Annotated in this window: 21 protein-coding genes and 1 pseudogene; 9 read left to right on the top strand and 13 right to left on the bottom strand. The window is 72.1% G+C overall.

What is annotated here, in order from left to right; translation table 11 throughout:
* Positions 1-18: 18 nt before the first annotated feature.
* From AB0K80_RS02100 to AB0K80_RS02070, 7 genes are read right to left on the bottom strand one after another with little or no spacing between them, the layout of a single operon-like run.
* Positions 19-1,050, bottom strand: coding sequence for a 2-hydroxyacid dehydrogenase (locus tag AB0K80_RS02100; RefSeq protein ID WP_365664833.1), 1,032 nt, complete (start codon positions 1,048-1,050; stop codon positions 19-21).
* Positions 1,047-2,117 carry an ABC transporter ATP-binding protein gene (locus tag AB0K80_RS02095; RefSeq protein WP_365664831.1) on the bottom strand — a complete coding sequence of 357 codons (1,071 nt, stop codon included), beginning with the start codon at positions 2,115-2,117 and terminating at the stop codon, positions 1,047-1,049. The genes AB0K80_RS02100 and AB0K80_RS02095 overlap by 4 nt, the downstream gene beginning before the upstream one ends.
* A complete protein-coding gene (locus tag AB0K80_RS02090; protein ID WP_365664829.1) occupies positions 2,095-2,916 on the bottom strand; it encodes a DeoR/GlpR family DNA-binding transcription regulator in 822 nt (273 codons plus the stop codon). The genes AB0K80_RS02095 and AB0K80_RS02090 overlap by 23 nt, the downstream gene beginning before the upstream one ends.
* On the bottom strand, positions 2,913-3,992 hold the full coding sequence (locus tag AB0K80_RS02085) for an ABC transporter ATP-binding protein (RefSeq protein ID WP_365664827.1): 1,080 nt from the start codon (positions 3,990-3,992) through the stop codon (positions 2,913-2,915). The genes AB0K80_RS02090 and AB0K80_RS02085 overlap by 4 nt, the downstream gene beginning before the upstream one ends.
* Positions 3,989-4,819 (bottom strand): carbohydrate ABC transporter permease, encoded by an 831-nt coding sequence (locus tag AB0K80_RS02080; RefSeq protein WP_365664825.1) that lies wholly within the window; start codon positions 4,817-4,819, stop codon positions 3,989-3,991. Before AB0K80_RS02080 ends, AB0K80_RS02085 begins: the two co-directional genes overlap by 4 nt.
* Positions 4,816-5,691, bottom strand: a complete 876-nt coding sequence (locus AB0K80_RS02075) for a sugar ABC transporter permease (protein ID WP_365664966.1) — start codon at positions 5,689-5,691, stop codon at positions 4,816-4,818. Before AB0K80_RS02075 ends, AB0K80_RS02080 begins: the two co-directional genes overlap by 4 nt.
* The gene (locus tag AB0K80_RS02070) at positions 5,691-7,115 is read right to left on the bottom strand and encodes a sugar ABC transporter substrate-binding protein (protein WP_365664824.1); all 1,425 of its coding nucleotides are present in this window, start codon (positions 7,113-7,115) and stop codon (positions 5,691-5,693) included. Before AB0K80_RS02070 ends, AB0K80_RS02075 begins: the two co-directional genes overlap by 1 nt.
* 154 nt (positions 7,116-7,269) lie before the next feature.
* On the opposite strand from AB0K80_RS02070, the gene AB0K80_RS02065 reads away from it, so the two are divergent.
* The 3 genes from AB0K80_RS02065 (at position 7,270) to AB0K80_RS02055 (ending at position 10,017) form a co-directional block, all read left to right on the top strand.
* On the top strand, positions 7,270-8,751 hold the full coding sequence (locus AB0K80_RS02065) for an FGGY family carbohydrate kinase (protein ID WP_365664823.1): 1,482 nt from the start codon (positions 7,270-7,272) through the stop codon (positions 8,749-8,751).
* The gene (locus AB0K80_RS02060) at positions 8,748-9,362 is read left to right on the top strand and encodes a histidine phosphatase family protein (protein ID WP_365664821.1); all 615 of its coding nucleotides are present in this window, start codon (positions 8,748-8,750) and stop codon (positions 9,360-9,362) included. Before AB0K80_RS02065 ends, AB0K80_RS02060 begins: the two co-directional genes overlap by 4 nt.
* A 106-nt stretch (positions 9,363-9,468) precedes the next feature.
* Positions 9,469-10,017 (top strand): hypothetical protein, encoded by a 549-nt coding sequence (locus tag AB0K80_RS02055; RefSeq protein ID WP_365664820.1) that lies wholly within the window; start codon positions 9,469-9,471, stop codon positions 10,015-10,017.
* A gap of 121 nt (positions 10,018-10,138) precedes the next feature.
* On the opposite strand, the gene AB0K80_RS02050 is transcribed toward AB0K80_RS02055, so the two are convergent.
* Entirely contained in the window at positions 10,139-10,786 is a 648-nt protein-coding gene (locus AB0K80_RS02050) for a superoxide dismutase (protein ID WP_365664818.1), read from the bottom strand.
* Positions 10,787-10,914: 128 nt separating this feature from the next.
* A complete protein-coding gene (locus AB0K80_RS02045; protein ID WP_365664816.1) occupies positions 10,915-12,303 on the bottom strand; it encodes an amino acid permease in 1,389 nt (462 codons plus the stop codon).
* A gap of 384 nt (positions 12,304-12,687) precedes the next feature.
* Here AB0K80_RS02045 and AB0K80_RS02040 point away from each other — a divergent pair, with 384 nt between their 5' ends.
* On the top strand, positions 12,688-13,269 hold the full coding sequence (locus tag AB0K80_RS02040) for a biotin transporter BioY (RefSeq protein ID WP_365664815.1): 582 nt from the start codon (positions 12,688-12,690) through the stop codon (positions 13,267-13,269).
* Here the strand turns inward: AB0K80_RS02040 and AB0K80_RS02035 are convergent.
* A pseudogene (locus AB0K80_RS02035) lies at positions 13,256-14,362 on the bottom strand (FAD-binding protein); the annotation flags it as partial. The gene AB0K80_RS02040 and the pseudogene AB0K80_RS02035 sit on opposite strands and share 14 nt — an antisense overlap.
* 241 nt (positions 14,363-14,603) lie before the next feature.
* On the bottom strand, positions 14,604-16,088 hold the full coding sequence (locus AB0K80_RS02030) for an amino acid permease (RefSeq protein ID WP_365664813.1): 1,485 nt from the start codon (positions 16,086-16,088) through the stop codon (positions 14,604-14,606).
* Between the two features lie 206 nt (positions 16,089-16,294).
* Between AB0K80_RS02030 and AB0K80_RS02025 the strand changes: the two genes are divergently transcribed.
* Positions 16,295-16,780: a ribose-5-phosphate isomerase gene (locus tag AB0K80_RS02025; RefSeq protein ID WP_365664811.1), complete on the top strand. Its 486-nt coding sequence runs from the start codon at positions 16,295-16,297 to the stop codon at positions 16,778-16,780.
* An 805-nt stretch (positions 16,781-17,585) separates the two neighbouring features.
* Positions 17,586-18,398, top strand: coding sequence for a DNA-formamidopyrimidine glycosylase family protein (locus tag AB0K80_RS02020; RefSeq protein WP_365664810.1), 813 nt, complete (start codon positions 17,586-17,588; stop codon positions 18,396-18,398).
* A gap of 10 nt (positions 18,399-18,408) precedes the next feature.
* Here AB0K80_RS02020 and AB0K80_RS02015 read toward each other — a convergent pair whose 3' ends face one another.
* Positions 18,409-19,665, bottom strand: a complete 1,257-nt coding sequence (locus tag AB0K80_RS02015; protein WP_365664808.1) for a GNAT family N-acetyltransferase — start codon at positions 19,663-19,665, stop codon at positions 18,409-18,411.
* Positions 19,666-19,829: 164 nt separating this feature from the next.
* Between AB0K80_RS02015 and AB0K80_RS02010 the strand changes: the two genes are divergently transcribed.
* Together AB0K80_RS02010 and AB0K80_RS02005 are read left to right on the top strand one after the other, a co-directional pair.
* Positions 19,830-21,008 (top strand): PP2C family protein-serine/threonine phosphatase, encoded by a 1,179-nt coding sequence (locus AB0K80_RS02010; protein ID WP_365664807.1) that lies wholly within the window; start codon positions 19,830-19,832, stop codon positions 21,006-21,008.
* Between the two features lie 2 nt (positions 21,009-21,010).
* Positions 21,011-21,508, top strand: a complete 498-nt coding sequence (locus AB0K80_RS02005) for an HD domain-containing protein (protein ID WP_365664965.1) — start codon at positions 21,011-21,013, stop codon at positions 21,506-21,508.
* On the opposite strand, the gene AB0K80_RS02000 is transcribed toward AB0K80_RS02005, so the two are convergent.
* A complete protein-coding gene (locus tag AB0K80_RS02000) occupies positions 21,498-22,721 on the bottom strand; it encodes an acyltransferase family protein (protein WP_365664805.1) in 1,224 nt (407 codons plus the stop codon). The genes AB0K80_RS02005 and AB0K80_RS02000 overlap by 11 nt on opposite strands.
* A 624-nt stretch (positions 22,722-23,345) precedes the next feature.
* On the opposite strand from AB0K80_RS02000, the gene AB0K80_RS01995 reads away from it, so the two are divergent.
* Positions 23,346-23,540 (top strand): hypothetical protein, encoded by a 195-nt coding sequence (locus tag AB0K80_RS01995; RefSeq protein WP_365664803.1) that lies wholly within the window; start codon positions 23,346-23,348, stop codon positions 23,538-23,540.
* Positions 23,541-23,623: the final 83 nt, after the last annotated feature.

The raw sequence follows: 23,623 nt of genomic DNA, 5'->3' as shown, positions 1-23,623 counted from the left end.
GCGGCTTCCCTCCCGGTCTCAGGTCAGGCAGTGCGCGAGCGGCTCCCCGCGCGCCCAGCGCCCCACTTCCGCGGCGGCGATCCGCGCCGCCTTCCGTGCCACCGCGCGGCTCGCCCCGCCCAGGTGCGGGGTGAGGACCACCCGGTCGGCGAAGCCGAGCAGGCGCGATCCGGACGGCAGCGGCTCACGGGCGTAGGTGTCGAGCGCCGCCGCCGACACCTGCCCGCTCGCCAGCGCGTCGCACAGCGCCTCCTCGTCCAGCAGCGGGCCGCGCGCCGCGTTCACCACCACCGCACCGTGCGGCAGCAGGGCCAGTTCGCGGGCGCCGACCAGGCCGCGGGTCTCCTCGGTCAGCCGGGCGTGCAGGCTGATCACCTTCGAGCCGCGCAGCAGGTCGTCCAGCGATGGCACCCGCAGCCCGTGGATGTCGCCGTGCACGTAGGGGTCGTACACCATCACCCGCGCGCCGAACGCGCACAGCACGCGCGCCACCCGGCTGCCCACGGCCCCGTACCCGACCAGCCCGACCGGCAGGTCCTCCAGCTCCAGACCGCCGCGCTCGTAGGTGTAGTACGCCGCGCCCTCCCAACTGCCCTGCCGGGCCAGCAGGTCGTGGGCCTGCGGGATGCGGCGCAGCACCGCCAGCATCAGGCCGACGGTGAACTCGGCGGTCGCGGCGGCGTTGCGGCCGGGCGCGAAGCAGACGCGCACGTCGCGCTTCCCGGCCGCGTCCAGGTTGACGTTGACCGGGCCGCCCCGGCACACCACCACCAGCCGCAGCCCGGGGCAGGCGGCCAGCACCCGCTCGGTGACCGGGCCCATCTGGGTGACCAGCACCCGCGCCCCGGCGAGGGCCTCGATCAGCGCGTCCTCGGCGTCACTGGCCTCCGTCACCTCGGCCACCGGCCCGAAGGGCTCCAGGGGCCAGCCCAGCGTCACCTCCCGCACGGCGTACGGGCGGTCGCGCAGTTCGTCGCCCACCGCCCGCGCGATCAGCGAGGGCAGCACGAAGTGGTCACCGGCGGCCACGATGCGCAGCGGTTCGGTCATCGCAGGGTCTCTCCCGTCTCGGCGTCGAAGACATGGGTGAATCCGGCCGCGACCCGCACCCGCTCGCCGTGGCCGAGCCGCACCTCGGGGCCGGTGAGCACGACCAGGTGCCGTTCGACCCCGTCCAGCGCGAGGGTCGCGATGCCCGCCTCCAGCAGCGGCTCGTGAGCGACGACCCGGGCGGGCAGTCCGTCGGGCGCCAGGCGCAGGTCCTCGGGGCGCAGGCCGACGACCACCTCGCGGCCCGGGGCGACCGGCACGGGCAGGGCGACCGATGCGGAGCCGGCCAGCCGGGCGTGGCCGTCGTCGCCGGCGACACCGGGCAGCAGGTTGATCGCGGGCTCGCCGACGAAGTCCGCGACGAACACGTCGGCCGGGTGGTCGTAGATCTCGTAGGGGGTGCCGAGCTGGCGGATCACCCCGTCCTTCATCACGGCGATCCGGTCGGCGAGGGAGAGGGCCTCCTCCTGGTCGTGGGTGACCAGGATCGTGGTGTGGCCCAGGTCCTTCTGCAGGCGCTTGAGCTCACGGCGCGTGGCGTCCCGCTCGGCCGCGTCCAGGTGGGACAGCGGCTCGTCCAGCAGCAGCACGTCGGGTTCCCGGATCAGCGCCCGGGCCAGGGCGACGCGCTGCTTCTGCCCGCTGGACAGCCCGGCCGGGCGGGCGTCGAGGAGACGGGTGAGGCCGACCCGCTCGGCCATCTCGCTCACCCGGCGCTCGACGTCGCCCCGGGCGGCCTTCCCGCGGGCCCGCAGCCCGAACGCCAGGTTCTCCGCGACCGTCAGCGGCGGATACAGCGCGTAGTTCTCGAACGCCACCCCGATGTTGCGCCGCTGCGCGGGCAGCCGCACCACCGACGCACCGCCCACCCGGATGTCCCCGCCGGTCACGCTCTCCAGCCCGGCGATCATCCGCAGGGTCGTCGACTTGCCGCACCCCGACGGTCCGAGCAGCCCCAGCAGCTCCCCGGACCGCAGGTCCAGGTCCAGGCCGCGTACGGCGTCCACCGCCGGACGGCCCCGCGCCCGGTAGGTCTTGCGCAGCTCACGTAACTCCAGTTCCGTCATCACGGCCCTTCGTCGCGCAGACTCGGTACTCGGCCTTGTGCTCGTCCAGGTCCCGCAGTGCCTGGGGCGACGCCCCGTCGTCCACCAGCAGCAGGTCGAAACGGGTCAGCGGGCAGACCCGGTGCAGGGCGACCCGCCCCAGCTTCGTGTGGTCGACCAGCAGCACGTTGCGCGCGGCCGAGTCGAGCATGGCCCGCTTCACGGACACGATGTGCTGCTCCTGGTGGTAGGCGTACCCGCCGTGCACCGCCGAGGTGGAGGCGAAGCACACATCCACCCGCAGCTGCTCGACCGCCGCCACGCACGACACCCCGAGGAAGGACGCGTGCAGCGGGTCGTAGTCGCCGCCGAGCGCCATCAGGTGGATGCCCCGCTGGTCCGACAGCAGGTTGATCGCCTCCAGGAAGTTGGTGACGACCGTCAGCGGGGTGATCTCGCCCAGCCGCAGCCTGCCCGCTATCTCCAGCGTGGACGTGGAGTCGTCGAGCAGCACCGCCATGCCGGGCTCGATCAGCCGTATCGCCTCCTCGGCCAGGGCGGCCTTCTCGGCCCGCATGGTCTTCAGCCGGTACTGCACGTTCGACTCGAAGACCCCCGACGGCTGCGCGGTCACCCCGCCGCGGAACTTCCGCACGATGCCCTGCCGTGCGAGCTCGTCGAGGTCGCGGTGGATGGTCATCAGGCTCACCCCGAACCGCTCGGCGAGCTCGGCCGCCGTCGCCGAGCCGTCGGCCAGCACGCGTTCGGCGATCGCCGCCCGGCGGGCCGCGGGCCCCTGCTGTGCACTGCTGCTGCTCATCGCGTCTCTATCCGTCGTCCTGGGCGCTCAGGCCGGTCGGCCTCGAACAGCAGCAGGTTCTCAGGCCGCACGGCGAGCCGTACCGGATCGTCCGGCCTCAGGTGCGCCGCGGCGCCGCGCGGAGCGACCAGCGACAGCCGCTGCCCGCCGATCCGCACGGTGACCTCCACGGACCGGCCGAGGACCTCGATGACGTAGACGGTGCCGTGCAGCTCGTGACCCTCCCCGTGCAGCACCAGGTCCCGGGGCCGTACGCCGACCAGGACCGGGGTGCCGGCGGGCGTCTGCGCGCGGACGGGCAGCTCGGCCCCGCCGTCCGCGCGCACCCCGCCGTCCGTCACCACACCCGGCAGCAGATTGATCCGGGGCCGCCCGAAGGCCCGCGCGACCTCGGTGTCCCACGGCCGGTACCAGATCTCCTCCCGCGTCCCGGTCTGCACGATCCGCCCGTCACGGATGACACCGATCCGGTCGCCCAGCGCCAGCGCCTCCACGGAGTCGTGGGTGACGTACAGGGTGGTGGTGCGCTGCACCGCGCCGATCGCCTTCAGCTCGGCCCGCATCTGCTGGCGCAGCTTGGCGTCCAGGTGGGACAGCGGTTCGTCGAGGAGAAAGGCCCGGGCGGGCCGGACCAGCACCCGGCCGAGCGCGACGCGCTGCCGCTGGCCGTTGGAGAGCCGGCCCACCGGCCGGTCCAGCAGCTCCGCGATGCCGAGCATTTCGGCGATGGCGCCGATGCGCTGCCGGGCCTCGCCGGCGGGCAGGCGGTAGCGGGGCGAGCGCAGCGGCGAGGCGAGGTTGTCGTAGGCCGAGCGGTGCGGGTAGAGGGCGTAGCTCTCGAAGCACATGGCCACGCCCCGGTCGTACGGCTCGACCCCGGCCATGTCCTTCCCGTCCAGCTCGACGGTGCCGGCGTCGGGCGTCTCCAGCCCGGCGATCGTCTTCAGCGTGGTCGTCTTGCCCGCGCCGGACGGCCCGAGCAGGCAGAAGAACTCGCCCTGCGCCACGTCCAGGTCCAGCCCGTCCAGCGCGACGGTCCTGCCGTACTGCCTGCGGATCCCGCGCAGCCGGATCACGACTTCACCGCCCCGAAGGACAGCCCCCGCACCAGGTACCGCTGGATCGTCAGCGCCAGCAGCAGCGGCGGCACCACGGACACCAGCGCGGCGGCGGCCGTCAGGTGGTACTTGGGCCGGTCCCCGCCGAGGAAGGACAGCGCGCCCACGGTCACCGTCTGGGCCTCGCGGGAGGTGAGGATGAGCGGGAAGACGAAGTTGTTCCAGGCGAAGATGAAGGCGAGCAGCGACACGGCCGCGATCCCCGGCCTCACCAGGGGCAGCGCCACGCGGAAGAACGCCTGCTTGCGGGTGTAGCCGTCCAGCAGCGCCGCCTGCTCCAACTCGGGGCTGAGGTCGGCGAAGTACGACCGCATGATCCACACCACCAGCGGCAGCGTGACGAGCTGGAGCACCCACACCATGCCGACATAGGTGTCGAACAGCCCCAGCTTCTGGTACAGCACGAACAGCGGGATGATGACGGTCAGTTCGGGCGCGAACCGGAACGACAGCAGCGTGAACATCAGGTGGTCCGAGCCCCTGAACCGCCGGCGCGCCGAGGCGTACGCCGCCGGCAGCCCCACCACCAGCGACAGCGCGACCGCGCCCACCGACACCACCAGGCTGTTGACGAAGAACCGCACGAACGGCACGCCCTCGCTGTCGCCCAGGACCGTCCGGTAGCCGTCGAGCGTCGGCGAGAAGGCGAAGTACGTGCTGAACAGCTGGTCGGCGGGCTTGAGCGACAGGATCACCATCCAGGCGACGGGGAACAGCGCGAAGACGAAGTACAGGACGAGGGCGGCGTCCGCCAGCCACCCCAGCAGGCGCCTTGTGTACGTCATGTGGCCTCGGCCGCCTTCCGCTGGATCCGTCCCAGGTGCCGCACCAGCGCCATCGCGGCGAGGTACACCACGGCCCACAGCACGATCGTGTAGCTGATCCCGAAGGAGTACCGCTGGAACCGGATCGCCTCCAGATAGGCCCGGATCTGCAGCACGACGGTCGAGTCCCCGGGCCCGCCCTCGGTGAGGGCGTAGATGATGTCGAACACCTTCAGCGAGTCCATGAACCGGAAGATCACCGCGACCAGCACGTACGGCCACAGCATCGGCAGCGTCAGCCGCCGGAAGGTGTACCACCAGCCCGCCCCGTCCACGGCCGCCGCCTCGAAGGGCGACAGGGGCAGCGACCGCAGCCCGGCCAGCGCCAGGACCGCCACGAACGGCGTGTACACCCACACGTCCACGGCGATCGACGACAGCAGCGCGCCCGTCGGCGTGTCGGTCCACTGCACGTCACCGAGCCCGAAGGGCCCGAGCAGATGGTTCACGACCCCGACCGACGGCTGGAGCATCAGCTTCCAGATGATCGCCGCGATCACCGGGGCGATCATCAGGGGCAGGATCAGGACCTTCTCCAGCACGCGTCCCACGCGCGTCGGCCGGTGCAGCAGCAGCGCGACGGACACCCCGAGCACGGTCTCGACGGCGGCGGCCCCGACCGCGTACAGCACGGTCACCCACGCCGAGTTCCAGAACGCCTCCTGCGTGAAGACGGCCCGGTAGTTCTCCCACCCCACCATGTCGGGCTGCGGCTTGCTCGCCGAGAAGTCGAACAGCGTGTAGTACAGGCCGAGTCCGAACGGGTACAGGATCCCGCACGTCAGCAGCAGGGCCGGGACGATCAGGAGGTACGGGCGCAGCGCGAGCCGCATCACTGGCCCACTTTGCCGGCGAGGTCGTCCGCGAGCCCGTCCAGCACCGACCGGGCGCTCTTTCCGCCGTAGATCTCCTGCAGGGCCGCGGCCCAGCTGGTGGTGGCGTCGAAGAACTGCGCCTGCGGCGTGAACTGGATCCGTGTCTGGTCGACGACCGTCTCGAAGGTGTCGAGGAAGCCGGGCAGGTGCCGCATCTTGTTGCGGTACGCGGCGTCCTCGGCGACCGACCGGCGCACCGGGTCGATGTGGTGGTGCGTGAGCGCGGACGTGCGCAGGTGCTCCTTCCCGGTCGCCCACTGCAGGAACAGCCAACTGGCGCTCTTGCGCCTGCTCCTGGCGTTCATGCCGAGCGACCAGATCCACATGTTGGTGGCGAGCGAGCCGTCCGGGCCCTTCGGGCCGGGGTGGAAGGCGATCTTCCCGGAGGCCGGGCCGGCCCCCTCCACCGCCTGGAAGTAGGCGGCGGTGTCGGCGTCGAACAGCATCCCGGCCTTCTTCGCGCCGAGGTCGCTGGAGCACTGGTACCAGGTGTACGACGTCCACGACGGCGGCCCGCCCCGCTTCACCATGCGCGTCCAGTCCTCGGTGAAGGCGACGGCCTCGGGGCTGTTCATGGCGGGGGTGAGCTTCCCGCCGTCGACCGTGAAGTCCTTCAGCCCGTTGCGGGCGTACATGGTCATGAAGCCGGGGTGGATGGTGGCCCAGCTCCGCGACCCGCGTACGGCGATCCCGTACATGCCGTCGAAACCGGCACCGGGCGCCCTGCGCTTGATGGTCGCGGCGAGGTCCACCAGCTCCTCGAAGGTCTCGGCGGGCTTCAGCCCGAGCTTGCCGAACACCTCGGTGTTGTAGGCGACGACGTTGGTCTCCCAGCCCCACGGCAGCGCGTACTGCCCGCCCCGCCCGAGCGGTGCGCCCGCCTTCAGCGACCACTGGCCGGCCTGGAGGAGGTTGGGGAAGAAGTCCGTCCGGTCCCACTCCGCGCCGGTGGCGGAGGAGTTGCGCATCCACGGGCCGAGGTCCTCCAGCCAGCCCGGCGGCCCGTACTGCCACACCATGTACGCGCCCAGCATGAACACGTCGTAGGAGGCCCGCCCGCTGGACAGGTCCACGGTGAGCTTGTCGAAGTAGTTGTCCTCGGGGAACACGTCGTACTCGACCTCGATGCCGGTCTTCTCGGTGAACGCCTTCAGGTCGGCCAGCAGGGCGTCCGTGTAGGGGTGCTTGTTCAGCAGGGCCTTGACGGTGGTGCCCTTCTCGCGCCGCCAGTCGAAGGAGCCGGTGACGTCGTCGGCGGCGGAGCCGTCGCCCTTGTTCCCGTCCCCGCCGAAACCGGCGCCGCAGGCCGTGAGCAGGGGCGCCGCCGCGGCGGCGGCGGTCAGTGCGAGGAAGCGGCGGCGGTCGTGCACGTGCGTGTCCATCCGTGACCTCCGTGGGTCCGGGCCGGTCTGGGGTAACACGTCGAGTCGACTCGCTAACAGAGGGTGTTACGGCCCAAGGGGGGCGTCAATCCCTCGCGCACGGGAAAATATCGGTGCAGAGTGAGAAGTTCACACGCCGGAGCGGGAGGTGGGGATGGCGGACCGGGGCGTCACCGACGAGGCGTGGCTCGGCATCGACCTCGGCACCCAGAGCGTGCGCGTGCTGGCCGCCACCGCCGACGGCACGGTCCTCGGCGCCGGTTCGGCCCCGCTGACCGGACGGCGGGACGGGCCGCGGCACGAGCAGGACCCGCGGCAGTGGTGGACGGCGTTGTGCGCGGCCTCCCGGTCCGCGCTCGCCGCACTGCACGGCGTACGGATCGGCGGGCTCGCGGTGTGCGGCACCTCCGGCACCGTCCTGCTGACGGACGCCTCGGGGCGCCCGGCCACCCCCGCGCTGATGTACGACGACGCCCGCGCGGCCGGTGAGGCGGCCCGGGCCCGGCGGGCGGGGCTCGCGGTGCAGGACACCTGGGCGCTGCCGAAGGCGCTGTGGCTGCTGGCGGAGTACGGCCCCGCGGTGCGGGAGCACGGTCTGCGCCTGGCGCACCAGCCCGACCTGATCGTCACCCGCCTCACCGGCGAGCTGCCCCCCGCCGACTCCAGCCACGCCCTGAAGACCGGTTACGACCTGGAGCGCGACGCCTGGCCAGAGGCTGCTCTCGCCGGACTCGGCCTGCCGCAAGGGCTGTTGCCCCACGTCGTCCGCCCCGGCACCCGCCTCGGCGAGGTCGGCCCGGCCGCCGCCGACGCCACCGGCATCCCGGCCGGCACCCCGGTGATCGCCGGGATGACCGACGGCTGCGCCGCCCAGGTCGCCTCGGGCGCCCTGCGCCCCGGCGCCTGGAACTCGGTCCTCGGCACCACGCTCGTCCTCAAGGGCGCCGCCCGCGACCCCGTCCGGGACCCGGCCGGCGTGGTCTACAACCACCGTGCCCCGGACGGCACCTGGCTGCCGGGCGGGGCGTCCAGCGTCGGGGCGGGGGCGCTCCCGGCGGCCTTCCCCGGGGCCGATCCCGCCGCCCTGGACGCCCGGGCCGCCGCCTTCGAACCGTCCGGGGCGATCGCCTACCCGCTGGTCTCGCCGGGGGAGCGGTTCCCGTTCCTGGCCCCCGAGGCGACCTTCCTCCTCCTCGGCGAGCCCGCGGACGAGGCCGACCGGTGGGCCGCCCTCCTCCAGGGCGTCGGCCTGGCCGAACGGCTCTGCCTGGACTACCTGCACCACCTGGGCGCCCCCCTCGACGGCCCGCTCACCTTCACCGGGGGCGGCGCCCGCAGCACCTACTGGAACCAGCTGCGCGCCGACATCCTGGGCCGCCCGGCCCGCGTTCCGCAGCAGACCGAACCGGCCCTGGGCATGGCCGCGCTGGCCTGCCACGCGACGACCGGAACCCCGCTGACCGACGTCACCGACCGCATGGTCCGCATCCGCACCACCGTCCACCCCCAGAACACGGCCCGCTTCACCGCCCCCTACCTCCGCCTTCTGGACGCGCTGGAGTCCCGCGGCTGGCTGCCGGGCCCGGTGGCGGCGCATGCGCGCGGCCGGGCGGAGCGCCATACTGGCGGTCCATGACCGCCACCCTCCTCCTCGCCCGCCACGGACAGACCGTCTGGCACGCCGAGAACCGCTACGCCGGCGTCAGCGACATCGCGCTCACCGACACCGGCCGTGCCCAGGCGCGGTCCCTGGGCCGCTGGATCGGCGAGCACCCGGTCGACGCGGTGTGGACCTCGCCGCTGTCCCGCGCGGTGGCCACCGCCGAGCCCGCCTGCGCGGCGCTCGGCCTCACCCCGCGCCGCGAACCGGACCTGCGCGAATGCGACTTCGGGGTGGTGGAGGGCCGTACGCTCGCGGAGTTCGCCGAGCAGGACCCGGCCCACGCGGACGCCTACCGGGCCGACCCGGTGGCTCACCGCTTCCCCGGCGCCGAGGACCCGGCCGCCGCCTCCGGGCGCGGTGCCGCCGCCCTGCACCGCATCGCGGTTGCCCACCCCGGCGAACGGGTCCTGGTCGTCGCCCACAACACCCTGCTGCGCCTGGTGCTGTGCCGACTGCTGCACATCCCGCTCGCCGAGTACCGCCGCGTCTTCCCCCGCCTGCACAACGCGGCCCTCACCGAACTCCGACTGGACCCGGACACCGGCACCACGGGCCTGCTGTCGCTCAACGTCCCCACCACCTGACGCCCCGGCAGGGCCGGCGGAAGCGCCTGCTCCCGTCGTGAAGATCTTCTGCAAGAGGCAACCGGCGCAAGCCTGTTCACATCTGGATGTGCATGGTGTGGGACGAGTGCCAGTAGTCGGTGTACGGGCCGCCGTGGGACTGGTCACCGTGCTGGCCGTCGCGGTGCTCGCGGGGTGCGGGACCGGGAGTGGCGGCACGGACGCCCGTTCCTCCACGGACGCCGGTTCCCGGTCGGACTCCGGTGGACAGCGGGTGCCGTACTGGGTGAAGGGCGTCGGGTTCACGCGGGTCGCCCAGGACCTCGGGGTGACCGTCCCGCGGACGGCCACGCAGCGCCTGGGCGCCCGGCAGAAGGGCTTCCAGGACGACGTGCTGCTGCTGGCCTTCGTCCTGCCCGCGGGCGAGGTCGACGGCTTCGTCGACGGGCTCGACCCGGAGCACCAGCCGGTCCACCGGAAGAGGGCCGCCGCCCCGGCCGGCTACGAGCCCACCGCACCCTTCGCCCACCTGGGCCTGGCCGAGCCGGAGACCCTCGACGGCGTCACCGCGGGCCAGGTCTGTGCTCCGTGTGACGGTGAGCTGGACTCCCTGGACATCACCGTCGCCCCGGCGGGGAAGGACCGCAGCCGGATCTACCTGCGCGGCATCGACTGACCTCCTCGCACCGGCACGGGAAAGCCCCGCGCGTCACGTCCGCGCGGGGGCTTTCCTTCTCTCCGCCTGCCCGCGTGAAGGGTGAGAAGACGATCACGAGGCAGGGCGACGGGAAAGGCTCTCAGGGAGCCGGCAGCAGTACGTCCGCGCGCGCCTTGGCCGCCTCGTGACGGCGGGCCACGTCCTGCCAGTTGACGACCTGCCACATCGCCTCGACGAAGTCCGCCTTCTGGTTGCGGTACTGCAGGTAGAAGGCGTGCTCCCAGGCGTCGAAGACCAGGATCGGCGTCGAGCCCTGGCCGACGTTGCCCTGGTGGTCGTAGACCTGCTCGACGATCAGCCGCCCGCTGAGCGGCTCGTAGGCCAGGACGCCCCAGCCGGAGCCCTGGGTGGCCGCGGCGGCCTTGGACAGCTGCGTCCTGAACGCGGCGAACGAGCCGAACGACTCCCTGATCGCCTCCGCCAGCTCCCCGACCCCGTCCTGGGCGAGCGGCTCACCGCCGCCGTCCTTCGGGCCGGTCATGTTCTGCCAGTAGATCGAGTGCAGGATGTGCCCGGAGAGGTGGAAGGCCAGGTTCTTCTCCAGCCCGTTGATCGAGCCCCACTGCTCCTTGTCCCGCGCCTCGGCCAGCTGCTCCAGCGTGTCGTTGGCGCCCTTCACATAGGCCGCGTGGTGCTTGTCGTGGTGCAGCTCGATGATCTCGGGGCTGATCACGGGGGCGAGCGCGGAGTAGTCGTACGGCAGGTCAGGCAGCGTGTAGACGGGCATGGCGGGTCCCCTTCGAACCTCTTATTGCAAGCTACTTGCAACTGCACGCTAGCAGCAGGAGAGCGCCTGTGGGTGCCCAGGGACACAAAAAGGCCCCCGTGGACGGGGGCCTTGTATGCGGACGGGCGTCAGCGACCGGCGCGTGCCTTCTGCCAGGCGTAGCCGACCGCCGCGAGGAACAGCGTCATGCCGCCCGTCGAGTACAGCTGCACGCGGGTGTCCGGCTGCCGGGCCATCAGGACGAAGATCCCGGCCATGCCCGCCAGCGCCACCCAGGTCAGCCACGGGAACGCCCACATCCGCACGGCCAGCCGCTCCGGCGCCTCCCGCTCCAGCCGGCGGCGCAGCCGCAGCTGGGAGACGGCGATGAAGATCCAGACGACCAGGATCACCGCGCCGATCATGTTCAGCAGCCAGGCGAAGACGTCGTCGGGCCGCCAGTAGCTCAGCACCACGCACAGGAAGCCGAACACGCAGGAGGCCAGCACCGCGATCCGCGGCACCCCGCCGGACACCCGGCCCAGCCCCTTCGGCCCCTGCCCGCGCTCCACCAGCGAGTAGGCGATGCGCGAGGCGCCGTAGACGTTGGCGTTCATCGCCGACAGCAGCGCCACCAGCACCACGACGTTCATCAGCTGCCCGGCGCCCGGGATGCCGAGCTCGTCGAGCGCGGCGACGTACGGGCCCTTCGCCACGACCTCTTCGGAGTCCCACGGGACGAGGGTGACGATGACCGCCATCGAGCCGATGTAGAACACCGCGATACGCCACATCGCGGTCCGCACCGCGCTGGCGACCCCCTTGACCGGGTTCTCCGACTCGGCCGCCGCGATGGTGACCGTCTCCAGGCCGCCGTAGGCGAAGACGGACGCGAGCAGGCCGATGACCAGGCCCTCGCCGCCGTTGGGCAGGAAGCCGCCCTCGCCGGTGAGGTGGCTCAGGCCCGGGGAGTCCGTTCCGGGCAGCACGCCGGCGATCGCCAGCACGCCCAGCACCAGGAACAGGGTGATCGCGCCGACCTTCAGCGCGGCGAACCAGAACTCGAACTCGCCGAAGTTCTTCACGGCGGCGAGGTTCGTGGCGCAGAAGACCACCATGAACAGTGCCACCCATGCCCACTCGGGCGTCCCCGGCAGCCAGCCCGTCACGATCTTCGCGGCGCCGATGCCCTCCAGGCCGACGGCCGTGCACAGCAGCACCCAGAACGACCAGCCCGCCGTGAAGCCCGCCCACGGGCCGATCGCCCGCTCGGCGTGCGCGGAGAACGACCCCGACGACGGGTAGGCGGCCGACATCTCGCCCAGCATCCGCATCACGAGCATCACGAGGAGGCCGGAGAGGGCATAGGCGAGGACGATCGAGGGCCCGGCGGCGGCGATGCCCGCGCCGGAGCCGACGAACAGTCCGGCGCCGATCACCCCGCCGAGGGCGATCATCGACAGATGGCGCTGCTTCAGGCCGTGGGACAGGGCGGCGCCGTCGGTGCTCGGCGGCGTCCCGGTGGTGGTGCTGGGCATGGGCGTGGTGCGTCCAATGCGTGAGATGGCGTGCTGAGGGCAAAAACGCCGCCAGTCTGGGCGGACGGCCACGCGGAGGCGGCCGCCGCCCATCATGTGGACAGGTGCGGCACGGCACGTGATCGTCCGGTCACTGGCGGCGCGGGAGCCGCCCGGCGGCTCCTTTTGGTGAAACCCTACAGTCCCCTCGACCGGCGCCTGAGTGAGCGAAACCTCCCGGCCTCCGTGACCGGTGTCACGCCGTACCCGGTGTATCAGGCACCAGTTGTCGGAAGGTCACCAAGCGCGCGTTCGAGCCTTTGTCGACCGCTGATGGTGATCGCCTCGTGCCCGCCGGTATAGCGTCACCGTGTCCGTCCTGCCCACACCACCCGCGGAGTCCCCATGAGCACCGCTGCCGCCGCCCCCGCCCGCACCGGCCAGGTCCTCGCCGACCTCCTGCCCGCCTCCCGAGTCCGGGACGCGGCCCTCGTGCTCGGCGGAGCCGCGCTCACCGGCCTCGCCGCCCAGATCTCCGTGCCCGTGCCGGGCTCCCCGGTCCCGGTGACCGGCCAGACCTTCGCCGCGCTGCTGGTCGGCACGGCCCTCGGCGCGGGCCGCGGCTTCCTCTCGCTCGTGCTGTACGCCCTGGCCGGCATGGCGGGCGTGCCGTGGTTCGCGGGCGGGACCTCGGGCGCCGCCGCCCCCTCCTTCGGCTACATCCTCGGCATGATCCTCGCCTCCGCCGTGGTGGGCGCCCTGGCCCGGCGCGGCGCCGACCGCTCCGTGCTGCGCACGGCGGGCACGATGGTGCTGGGCGAGGTGATCATCTACGCCGTCGGCGTGCCCTACCTGGCCCTGGCCACCGGCATGTCCGCCACCGCTGCGATCGCGGCCGGCCTCACCCCGTTCCTGATCGGCGACGCCCTCAAGGCCGCCCTGGCGATGGGCGCGCTGCCCACCGCCTGGAAGCTCATCGAGCGCTGACCTCGAAGGGTGCGCGAAAGAGGTTCGCCGGGTCGAAGCGCTGCTTCAGCCCGGCGAGCCTCGCGCGCGTCACGGGGTCGTACAGCCCTTCGGTGCGGTCGCCCGCCCCGAAGGCGAAGTTCAGCGCACGGCCCAGGGTCACCGGGGCCAGCACCGCGAGCGCCGGGTCCAGCAGCGCACGCGCCTTCTCGCGCTCGCCCATCGTCAGCAGCCGCACCAGGAAACGCCCGGCGCGGAACGGCACCGCGTTCGGCGCGGGGCGGGCCAGCGCCCCGCCCAGGTGGTTGATCTGCACGACGCACATCGCGCCGGCGCCCGGCCCGGTCCTGGCCAGCACCTTCGCGGCCAGGTCGACGTCCAGCCCGCTCAGCACGGCGCTGTCCCCGTAGTAGGTGTGCGGGACGTCCGGGTCGCTGTGGATGGTGTGGCTCTCGGCGTACGGCATCACGCGCAGTGCGTCGTCGAGCACCGGCCCGATCTCCCGCAGCGGGGCGGTGAGCCGCTCCCCGTCGGGGCCGGTGCAGGCCACGCGTACGGAGATGACGTACCGCCCGCGCAGGTGCGGCGGCAGGCCCGGCAGGTCCGGGTACGGCACGGCCGCGAAGGACGAGGTCAGCGAGTCGGGCACGGTCCGCGTCCACTCCTCGTACGCCCGCAGCACGGCCACCGGGTCGACCCGGTGGCCGTCGAACGCCAGCGACCCGCCGTACAGCGTGCGCACCGGTACGAGGCCGATCTCCAGCCCGGTGACGACGCCGAGCCCGGGCCCGCCGCCGAGCAGCGCCCAGTACAGCCCAGGTTCCCGCTCCGGCGTGACGTGGCGCTCCCGTCCGTCCGCGGTGACGACGTCGAGCGAGCGCACATGGTCCGCCGCGTAGCCGAACTCCCGCGCCAGGATGCCCAGTCCGCCGCCCAGCGTGTACGACACGGCCCCGACGCCCGGCGCGGAGCCGTTGAGCGGCGCCAGCCCGTGGGGCACGGCGGCCGCCACGACCTGCCCCCAGCGCACCCCCGCCTGGATACGGGCCGTGCGGGACCCGGGGTCGACGGTCACCCGGTCCATGCGCCGGGTCGTCAGGAGCAGGCCGCCCTGCCGCGCCGGGGTCGCCGGGGCGGAGCGCGAACAGGTCGGTGATGCGGTTCTCGGAGCTCATGGCACCGAGGGTGGCCGGATAACCTGACAGGTCCCGTCACGTTATCCGGCAGGCCTTCCGAAGCCCCCCGATCAGCTCCGCCGCCGCTGGAGAGGGGTGCGTGAGCGCACGAAGACAGGGGCCCGCGGTACGCGAACGCACCGCGGGCCCCTGTACGCCTGGTCGGCCCGAAGCCGGGACTCAGCCCGCCGAGACCTCGTCCTTGGCCGGGGCGGCACCCGCCTCGCCCGCCGCGGCGGGCCGGCGACCGCCACCGACCTTCTCCTTCACGAAGGCGATGACCAGCACGATCGCCGCGACGAGCAGCGACAGCAGCACGGTCTCCCGGCCGTCGTGCTCGGTGTCGGTCAGCATGTACCCCAGCACGAACACGATCAGCGCGGCCGTGGCCCAGGTCAGGTACGGGTACAGCCACATCTTCACGACCAGCTTCTCCGGCGCCTCCGCCTTGATGATCTTCCGCATGCGCAGCTGCGAGAAGCAGATGACCAGCCACACGAACAGGGCGACGGCACCGCTGGAATTGACCAGGAAGAGGAAGACGGAGTCCGGGAACTTGTAGTTGAAGAAGACGGCCACGAAACCGAACACCACGGACGCGATGATCGCGGTACGCGGCACACCGTTGCTCGTCGTCCGGGCGAACGACTTCGGCGCGTCCCCGCGCTCGCCGAGCGAGAACGCCATGCGGGAGGCGGTGTACAGACCGGAGTTGAGGCAGGACAGCACCGAGGTCAGCACGATGAAGTTCATGATCTGACCGGCGTGCGGAATGCCGAGCGAGTCGAGCGCGGCGACGTACGAGCCCTTCTCCGTGATCGCCTTGCTGTCCCACGGCAGCAGGGACACCACGACGAGGATCGAGCCCAGGTAGAAGACGGCGACCCGCCAGATGATGCTGTTGGTCGCCTTGGTCACGGCCTGCTGCGGGTTCTCCGACTCCCCGGCGGCCAGCGTCGCGATCTCGCTGCCCATGAAGGAGAAGACGACGAGCAGCACACCGGTGAGGATGGCCCCCGGCCCGTTGGGCAGGAAGCCGCCGTGGGCGGTGAGGTTCGACAGGCCGGCCTGCTCGCTGTCGACACCCGGCAGCAGCCCGAACACGGCGAGCCCGCCGATCACGATGAAGGCGGCGATGGCGACGACCTTGATGCCGGCGAACCAGAACTCGAACTCACCGTAGGAGCCGACGGACACCAGGTTGGTGGCGGTCAGCACCACCATCACGATCAGCGCCCACCCCCACTGGGGCACCGCCGGTATCCACCCCTCCAGGATCTTGGCGCCCGCGGTGGCCTCCACCGCCAGCACCACGACCCAGAAGAACCAGTAGAGCCAGCCGATGCTGAATCCGGCCCAAGGGCCGAGCGCCCGGTCCGCGTGGGCGGAGAACGACCCGGAGGTCGGGTTGGCGGCCGACATCTCCCCGAGCATCCGCATCACCAGCACCACGAGCGTGCCGACGAGGGCGTACGACAGGAGAATGCCGGGCCCGGCGGTGGCGATACCGGAACTGGATCCGACGAACAGACCAGCCCCGATGACACCACCAATGGCGATCATCGACAGGTGACGGTTCTTGAGGCCTGCCTGGAGGCCGTGACCGGGTTCTCCGGGACCTCCGGGGCCGTTTCCGGCCTTCGTCAGGGTCGGCTGCGAAGTCATGGGACGGATTTCCTTTGCGCCGGTTGCACTGGAACCCGTACGAGCGGAGTACGAGCCGGTCCAGTGAAACGGAGGTGATTGGATTCGAAAACCTTTGATTCCGAATCGTTACTTGAGGTTTCCCTGAGGTTCGTGCCTCCTGCGCACCCTTTTCAGGATCGACACCCCCGGCTGCTGCCCCGAAACGGCCGTGTCACACTCGTCCCATGCGCGTGTATCTCGGCTCGGACCATGCCGGCTACGAACTCAAGAACCACCTCGTCGACTGGCTGAAGGCGGCGGGCCACGACCCCGTCGACTGCGGCCCGCACATCTACGACGCCCAGGACGACTACCCGCCCTTCTGCCTCCGCGCGGCGGAGCGCACGGCAGCGGACCCCGACGCCCTCGGCATCGTCATCGGCGGCTCCGGCAACGGCGAGCAGATCGCCGCGAACAAGGTCAAGGGCGTCCGCGCGGCCCTGGCCTGGAGCGAGGAGACGGCGGCCCTGGGCCGCCAGCACAACAACGCCAACGTGATCGCGGTGGGCGCGCGCATGCACTCCCTCGACGAGGCGACGAAGTTCGTCGAGACCTTCCTCGCCACGCCCTTCTCGAACGACGAACGCCACGTCCGCCGCATCGACATGCTCGCCGCATACGAAACGACAGGCGACCTGCCCCCGATCCCGCCCCACCACCCCCAGCAGTAGCCGGGGCTCCGAGGAGGCGGCCGGCGCAGCCCCGGCCTGCCTCCGGTTTCAAGGGCGCAGTGCTCGGGGAGCAGGTGAGGGCTTCGCCCCGCGCCTGGCGGCCCTCCGACGCGGTCGGCCCGCAGATGGGGCCCTCCAGGCTCAGGGAGAGCGGGTGAGGGCTTCGCCCCTCGCACCCCGAGGGCCGTCCGACGCGGTCGGCCCGGGGCTGAAGCCTCCGTGCTTCGGGAACGGCTCGATCGCAGCACGGGTGGAGGCTTCGCCTCCCGCCGTCCGTCCTCCGACGCAGTCGGCCGGCGGGGCGTCCCCATGCCCCGAGCTTGGAAACCCTGGGCCCCGGGTCGACTGCGTCGGACGGACTTGCCGGGGTGCAGGGGCGAAGCCCCGCCCCCCCCGCGGGCTGACCGCTTCGGACGGCCGCCAGGCGCGGGAGCGAAGCCCTCACCTGCCCCCGAGCTTGGAGGCCCGGGGCCCCAGGTCGACTGCGTCGGACAGGCCTGCCGGGGGTGCAGGGGGCGAAGCCCCCGCCGCCTCCCGAGTCACGGAAGCACCCCCCCCGGGCCGACTGCGTCGAACAGGCCTACTGGGGTGCAGGGGCGAAGCCCCCGGTCCCTCTCGAGTGCCCGAGAGCCCGCCCCCGCGCCTTCCCCGAGCCCGAGGACCCGGCCTCTCGGGGAACTCCGTCAGGTGGGTGGGAGACTGGCGGGGTCCGGGGCGGAGCCCCGGGGTGAGCCGGGCCTGTCGGCCGACCGTGTCGGGTGGGCGGGCGGGCGAGGAACGTGCCGCAGAACAGAGAGGAACCCCCGTGCCAGAAGGGCACACCATCCACCGCCTGGCCCAGGACTACCGCACCACCTTCGCCAACGGCACCCCCACCCACCTCACCAGCCCCCAAGGCAAGTTCACCCCCGCCGCGGCCCTCCTCACCGGCACCCCCCTGCACACCGCCGAAGCCCACGGCAAACACCTCTTCCTCGGCTTCCGCGACAGCGACTGGATCCACATCCACCTGGGCCTGTTCGGCAAGGTCACCTTCGGCCCGGCCCCCGCCCCGCCCCCCACCGACACCGTCCGCCTCCGCCTCGCGAACGACACCGCGTACGCGGACCTGCGCGGCCCCACCACCTGCGCCCTGATCACCGGCCCCGAGAAGCAGGCGATACACCACCGCCTCGGCCCCGACCCCCTCCGCCCGGACGCCGACCCCCGCGCCGCGTACCGCCGCATCTCCCGCAGCCGTACGACGATCGCCGCGCTCCTCATGGACCAGAAGGTCATCGCCGGCGTGGGCAACGTCTACCGGGCCGAGGTCCTCTTCCGCCACCGCATCGACCCGTACCGCCCCGGCAAGGACATCACCCCCGCCGAGTGGGACGCGATCTGGACCGACCTCGTCGGGCTGATGCGCGAGGGCGTCCGCACCAACCGCATCGACACCGTCCGCCCGGAACACACCCCCCAGGCCATGGGCCGCCCGCCCCGCGTGGACGACCACGGCGGCGAGGTGTACGTGTACCGCAGGGCCCACCAGCCCTGCCACCTGTGCGGCGACGAGATCCGCACTGCCGGCCTCGCCGCCCGCAACCTCTTCTGGTGCCCCACCTGCCAGACCGACTGACCTGCCCAGGTCAGAACCCGTACGGCAACCAGGGCGCCACCACACTCCCGAAACCCACCGCGGCCTCGGCCAGCGCCCCCGCCCGTACCTCCCGCACCCGCCCGGCCGTCCCCAGCGCCGCCAGACTCACACCCCCGAGGTACGCCGCCCCCAACTCCCGTACCGACAGCACCAGATCCGCCGCGTCCGAGGTCCGCACACAGGACGCCCCCTTCGCGTCCCCGGTCAGCCGCCAACGCCCCGCGTTCCAGGGACAGAACGCGTCCTCCACCTCGAACACCACGTCCACCGGCGCCTGGTACGTCCGCGCCTCCAACGCGGCCCCGACCTCCACCAGCCGTACGTACAGGTCGTCCCGCACCCGCGTCAGGCACCGCCGGATGTCGGACACCAGGTACTGCCACGCGTCGTCCACGGGCCGCCGTTGCACGACGAGCGACGTCGTCAGGTCGATCCCGAACAGGAACCGCCACAGCGCCGCGTCCGCCGCGGCGTCCATCGCCGCCAGATCCCGCAGCACCACCACGCCGTTGTGCCCGGTGGTCTCCCACTGCGGCTTGACCCGGAACCGCGCGTACCCGACCGTCTCACCGCCCCGCTCCGCGACGACACACTGCAACGGCGACGCCCCGTCCCGGCCGCTCTCCGGGTCGAGCAACCCCACCCGCTCCCACCCGGGCCGCCGCTGCAGCATCCCCGGCCGCAGCGGCACCAGCCGCGCGTACAGCGCCTCACAGGCATCGAGGACAGCGGCGGGATCGGCGTAGCGCAGCCGTACGTCATCGGTGCCGTCCGGCACCGACAGCCGCACCCGGCTGGTGTCGATCTCGGCGCTCAACAGCGACGTCGCGGCGCCGTATCCGAACCGCCCGTAGATCACCGGCTCGGACGCGGTCAGCACGGCCAGCGGCTCGCCCCACGACCGTACGTCCTCCAACTGCCGCCGCATCATCGAGGTCAGCACCCCGCGCCGCCGGTGCGTGGCGGACACGCCGACCATGGTGACGCCCGCCGTGGGCACCGACGCGCCGCCGGGCACGGTCATCCGGAAGGTGAACGCCCCCGCCGTCCCCACGCAGGTGTCCCCGTCCCAGGCACCGAGTGAACGCTCGTACTCGGTCAGCGTGTTCCACAGCTCGCGCTCCTGCACGGACTCCGGCACCCCGCCGAAGGCGCGCAGGAGGGTGTCGTACCACCGGTCCCAGTCGTCCGGCCGCAGCCCCCGCACCTCGTGCGCCGTTCCCGTGTCACGCGCGTCAGTTCCCATAGCCCATGCCTACCAGCGCGCCACGACGGCGAGCGAGGGAATTTGTGCCGGCCGCCAGCGCGGCGGCGTTCGGTGAAGTTCACTGTGGAAGTCGGTCCCCGGACGGGGGACAAGATGGACCTCCCGTGCCAAGCGGCTGGTCCGATGGATAGGGTCCCGAACTAATGGCAGCAGGACGACAACGGCGAGCGGAAGCCGAGACGTTCACGGCCCGGTTGAAGAAGCAGTGGCACCGGGCCCGCGTCGGCATGCGCCGATCCGCCGTCGACTACTTCCGCGGCGACGGTTCGGACTGGGTGGCCCTGGCCGGCCTGCTCCTGATGATCCCGCTGCTGGCGACGGCGACGCTCGCCAACTCGGTGTGGTTCTCCCCGGCCGCGCTGGTCCTGCCGATCGTCGCCGGCGGTCTGCTGCTGCGCCCGGCGAGCCTGCTCGGCCTGTACGCGGCGGCGGCCACCGCCCTGATCGTGGAGTCGGTACGGCTCGGCCCGTACACCGAGGGCCCCTCCCGGGTCACCCCCGGTGTGGTCCTGGTCGTCGCCGCCTGCGGCTTCTTCGGCCTGCTGCTCGCCCAGTTCCGCAGCCGCGTCGGCGTGCCCTGGCGGCGCGGCGGCACGATGCTCTTCGACCTGCGCGAACGCATCCGGGTGCAGAGCAAGCTGCCGAAACTGCCGGAGGGCTGGCACCGGGAGATGGCGCTGCGCCCCGCCGGGGGCCAGTCGTTCTCCGGTGACTTCGTTGTCGCGGCCCGCACCAACGGCGGCCGCACCCTGGAGGTCGTCCTCACGGACGTCTCCGGCAAGGGCATGGACGCCGGCTCGCGCGCCCTGCTGCTGTCCGGCGCGTTCGGCGGCCTGCTGGGCTCGCTCCCGCCGCACGCCTTCCTGCCCGCCGCCAACGGCTACCTGCTCCGCCAGGACTGGGAGGAGGGCTTCGCCACCTCCATCCACCTCGTGCTGGACCTGGACTCCGGCGACTACGAGCTGTACTCCGCCGGGCACCCGCCGGGCCTCCAGCTCAGCGCGGGCACCGGCCGCTGGGAGGAGAAGGCCGCCGAGGGCCCGCTCCTCGGGGTCTACGACGGCGCCCAGTTCGACCCGGTGAAAGGCTCGCTGCGCCCCGGTGACGTGCTGATGCTGTTCACGGACGGCCTGGTGGAGACCTCCGACCGCGACATCGTCGAGGGCATCGACCGCCTCACCGGCGAGGCCGACCGCTATGTCGCCGGCGGCTTCCACGGCGCCGCCTGGCACCTCATCGAGGCCGTCGCGAAGGACGTCAACGACGACCGCGCCCTGCTGCTGATCTGCCGCGAGGGCCCCACCGCGGCGGCGGCCCGGTGAGGCTGACCCTGGCCGAGGTCGAGGCCCTCGCCCGCGCCGCGCACGCCGGCCAGACCGACAAGGCGGGCCGGCCCTACGCCGAGCACCTGCGCGCGGTGGCCGAGGGTGTCAGGGCGCGCGGCGGCGACGAGGAGCAGATCGCGGCGGCCTGGCTGCACGACGCCGTCGAGGACGACGCGCTCTGCGAGCACTGGCTGGGCGAGGCCGCGCTGAGCCGCCGCACCAAGGACATCGTGCGGGCGGTCACCAAGCGGGCCGGGGAGCCACCGGAGGCGTACGCCGCGCGCATCCTGGCCACCCCGGGCGCGCTGCTGGTGAAGGAGGCGGACCTGGCGCACAACGCCGACCCGGCGCGCCTGGCGCTCCTCGACGAGGCCACCCGTACACGACTGACCGAGAAGTACGCACGGATGCGCGCACTCCTCGGTCTCGTCGAGGGCGGGGGAGCCGGGGCTGGGGACGAGGGGAGCGGACCGGACGGCGACGAGGTCAGGCGCTGACCTTCTCGCGCGTCTCCCGCGCGGCGCTGTCCCGCTTCTCGCGCTGCTCCCGCTCACGGGCCAGCTCGGCCGCGTCCCGCTTGAACGCCCACTCCATCTTCGGCTCCATCACGCACCGGAAGACCCGCTGCACGGGCTTGGTGCACAGCAGTGTCACGGCGACGCCCGCGAGGACGGTCACGAAGATCTCACCGAGCGGCCGGTGCAGCCACGCCGCCTCGAACCAGCCCCGGTAGTCGCCGGCCTTCACCAGGAAGCCGTGCAGCAGGTAGCCGTAGAGCGTGCCCGCCCCGAGCGCGGTGAACCACAGGTGCCGGCGCGGCACCCAGGCGAAGAAGCAGGCGGTCAGCAGCAGCGAGCAGCCGAACAGCGCCAGCACCATCACCGGTCCGGTCCACCAGGGAGCGCCGAGCTCCTGCGCGGAGTCGCGGTGGTAGAACCACCCGGTGTTCATGCGCGGCACCGCCCACCAGCTGACGGCGAACGCGGCGGCGAACACGGGCACCGCCAGGATCCGCACGGAGCGCCGGCGCACCCACTGGAAGTGCTCGGGCTTCATCGACAGGCCGAGCACGAAGAACGGCAGGAACTGCAGCACCCGCTGAAGGTCGAGGTCGTCACCGATCTCGGGGCAGACGGACGCCAGCATGGCGAGGGCGAGCGCGAGGGGGAGCGGGTGGCGGACCAGCTTCCAGATGGGCGTGGTCAGCCGCCAGATGAACAGCGCGCACAGGAACCAGGTCAGGTACCAGGGGTCGAGGAGGCTGATGTCCTGGTGCGGGTCGTGGGCGATGACGCGCTTGAACAGCGGGTAGGCGGTCTCGAAGACGATGTACGGCACGGCCACGCCGGTGATCAGGCGCTTGAGCCGGTCCGGGCGCATGTCGAAGCTGCGGGAGAAGTACCCGGAGATGATGATGAACGCCGGCATGTGGAAGGCGTACACGACCTGGTAGGCGGCCTCCAGGATCCGGCTGTCATCCTTCAGCGGCTCCCAGGAGTGGCCCATGGCCACCAGCACGATCGCCAGGTACTTGGCGTTGTCGAAGAACGCGTCGCGCTGCTTGCCGTTCTGCTTGGTCTGCGCGCTGCGTGAGCTGCGCGGGTTCTGCGGGCTCTGCGGTGAGCGGGGACTGGGCACCGCGCCCGCCGGCTCCTGGGCCGGGGGGAGTGCGGTCCTGCGGTGGCCGTACGGTCGCAGCGAGTCCGTCACGGGCCCTCCCACCGGAAAATCGGGGAGGGCGTCCGGGACCTCACTGCGCTTGCGGGGGACGAGGCAGCGTGGAACATCTGAGGCACCCTAGCGTCGTGTGTGGCATTCCGTAAAACGCTCGATGTGATTCCTGACTAATCACTGCGGGTACCCCGTATATCGGGGAGTTGTCGGTGTTGTGCGCGTGATGGCCAACACACCTGTGCAGCAGGGAGGATGCGCCTCTGCTACGCCTCACTTGTCATGATTCATCCGCACTAAACCGTGCATAAGACCAGCGGCCGACTCCGGCGGAATGTCCCGTTCCAGGCCCTCCGGTCCCCTGCTCACCGGGCGTTGGGGCAGCTGTGACGGCAATTGGAATTAGCTGCGCACACGTTGTGTGGGTACGGAAACGATCCCGTCGAATTCCCTGCGCGGGTGGCCTGTCGAATTGCTGTGCGGAACAAGGCCGTTGGGTGCGTGCGGACAAGCCCGCGCGGGCTCGTCCTGCTGCGCGGATCCGGACGTTGTGTCACGTGCCGCATAGCGCGGCCGTGTTGGTGGCACGATGGTTCTGGCGGGGTGCGCGGGGCCGCGTCCCCGGGTACCGGGAGAGCGGACCGACCGAGGGTGTGATCAGTTGTGGCCATTTCACTGTCTGTGGTGCTGCTGTTGGCGATCATCCTGATAGTGCTGATGAGAGGGGGGTCCCTCAAGGCCGGTCCCGCGATCGTCGCGATCCTCTTCGGCTTCTTCCTCGCCTCGACCGGCATGGCCCCGTCCATCAACCGGTTCCTCAACTCGATCGCGGAGACGATCAACTCGATCAGCTTCTGACCGGGTGCGCCGCGCGGGCCGCGGTGCCCCCGGGCGGCGGGACGTCCGTGACGGGCGGCTACCCTCGTCCCGGACCGAGGGAC

Source organism: Streptomyces sp. NPDC052682 (genome assembly GCF_040678435.1).
Classification (GTDB): Bacteria; Actinomycetota; Actinomycetes; order Streptomycetales; family Streptomycetaceae; genus Streptomyces.
This window is presented reverse-complemented; position numbering and strand designations above follow the sequence as displayed.

Bases quoted from the DNA above. Each gene is read 5' to 3' on its own strand.
- AB0K80_RS02050 (WP_365664818.1), bottom strand. From the start codon at position 10,786: ATGCCCGTCTACACGCTGCCTGACCTGCCGTACGACTACTCCGCGCTC.
- AB0K80_RS02025 (WP_365664811.1), top strand. From the start codon at position 16,295: ATGCGCGTGTATCTCGGCTCGGACCATGCCGGCTACGAACTCAAGAAC.
- AB0K80_RS02030 (WP_365664813.1), bottom strand. From the start codon at position 16,088: ATGACTTCGCAGCCGACCCTGACGAAGGCCGGAAACGGCCCCGGAGGT.
- AB0K80_RS02060 (WP_365664821.1), top strand. From the start codon at position 8,748: ATGACCGCCACCCTCCTCCTCGCCCGCCACGGACAGACCGTCTGGCAC.
- AB0K80_RS02015 (WP_365664808.1), bottom strand. From the start codon at position 19,665: ATGGGAACTGACGCGCGTGACACGGGAACGGCGCACGAGGTGCGGGGG.
- AB0K80_RS02065 (WP_365664823.1), top strand. From the start codon at position 7,270: ATGGCGGACCGGGGCGTCACCGACGAGGCGTGGCTCGGCATCGACCTC.
- AB0K80_RS02075 (WP_365664966.1), bottom strand. From the start codon at position 5,691: ATGCGGCTCGCGCTGCGCCCGTACCTCCTGATCGTCCCGGCCCTGCTG.
- AB0K80_RS02100 (WP_365664833.1), bottom strand. From the start codon at position 1,050: ATGACCGAACCGCTGCGCATCGTGGCCGCCGGTGACCACTTCGTGCTG.
- AB0K80_RS02080 (WP_365664825.1), bottom strand. From the start codon at position 4,819: ATGACGTACACAAGGCGCCTGCTGGGGTGGCTGGCGGACGCCGCCCTC.
- AB0K80_RS02070 (WP_365664824.1), bottom strand. From the start codon at position 7,115: ATGGACACGCACGTGCACGACCGCCGCCGCTTCCTCGCACTGACCGCC.
- AB0K80_RS02040 (WP_365664815.1), top strand. From the start codon at position 12,688: ATGAGCACCGCTGCCGCCGCCCCCGCCCGCACCGGCCAGGTCCTCGCC.
- AB0K80_RS02045 (WP_365664816.1), bottom strand. From the start codon at position 12,303: ATGCCCAGCACCACCACCGGGACGCCGCCGAGCACCGACGGCGCCGCC.
- AB0K80_RS02095 (WP_365664831.1), bottom strand. From the start codon at position 2,117: ATGACGGAACTGGAGTTACGTGAGCTGCGCAAGACCTACCGGGCGCGG.
- AB0K80_RS02010 (WP_365664807.1), top strand. From the start codon at position 19,830: ATGGCAGCAGGACGACAACGGCGAGCGGAAGCCGAGACGTTCACGGCC.
- AB0K80_RS02090 (WP_365664829.1), bottom strand. From the start codon at position 2,916: ATGAGCAGCAGCAGTGCACAGCAGGGGCCCGCGGCCCGCCGGGCGGCG.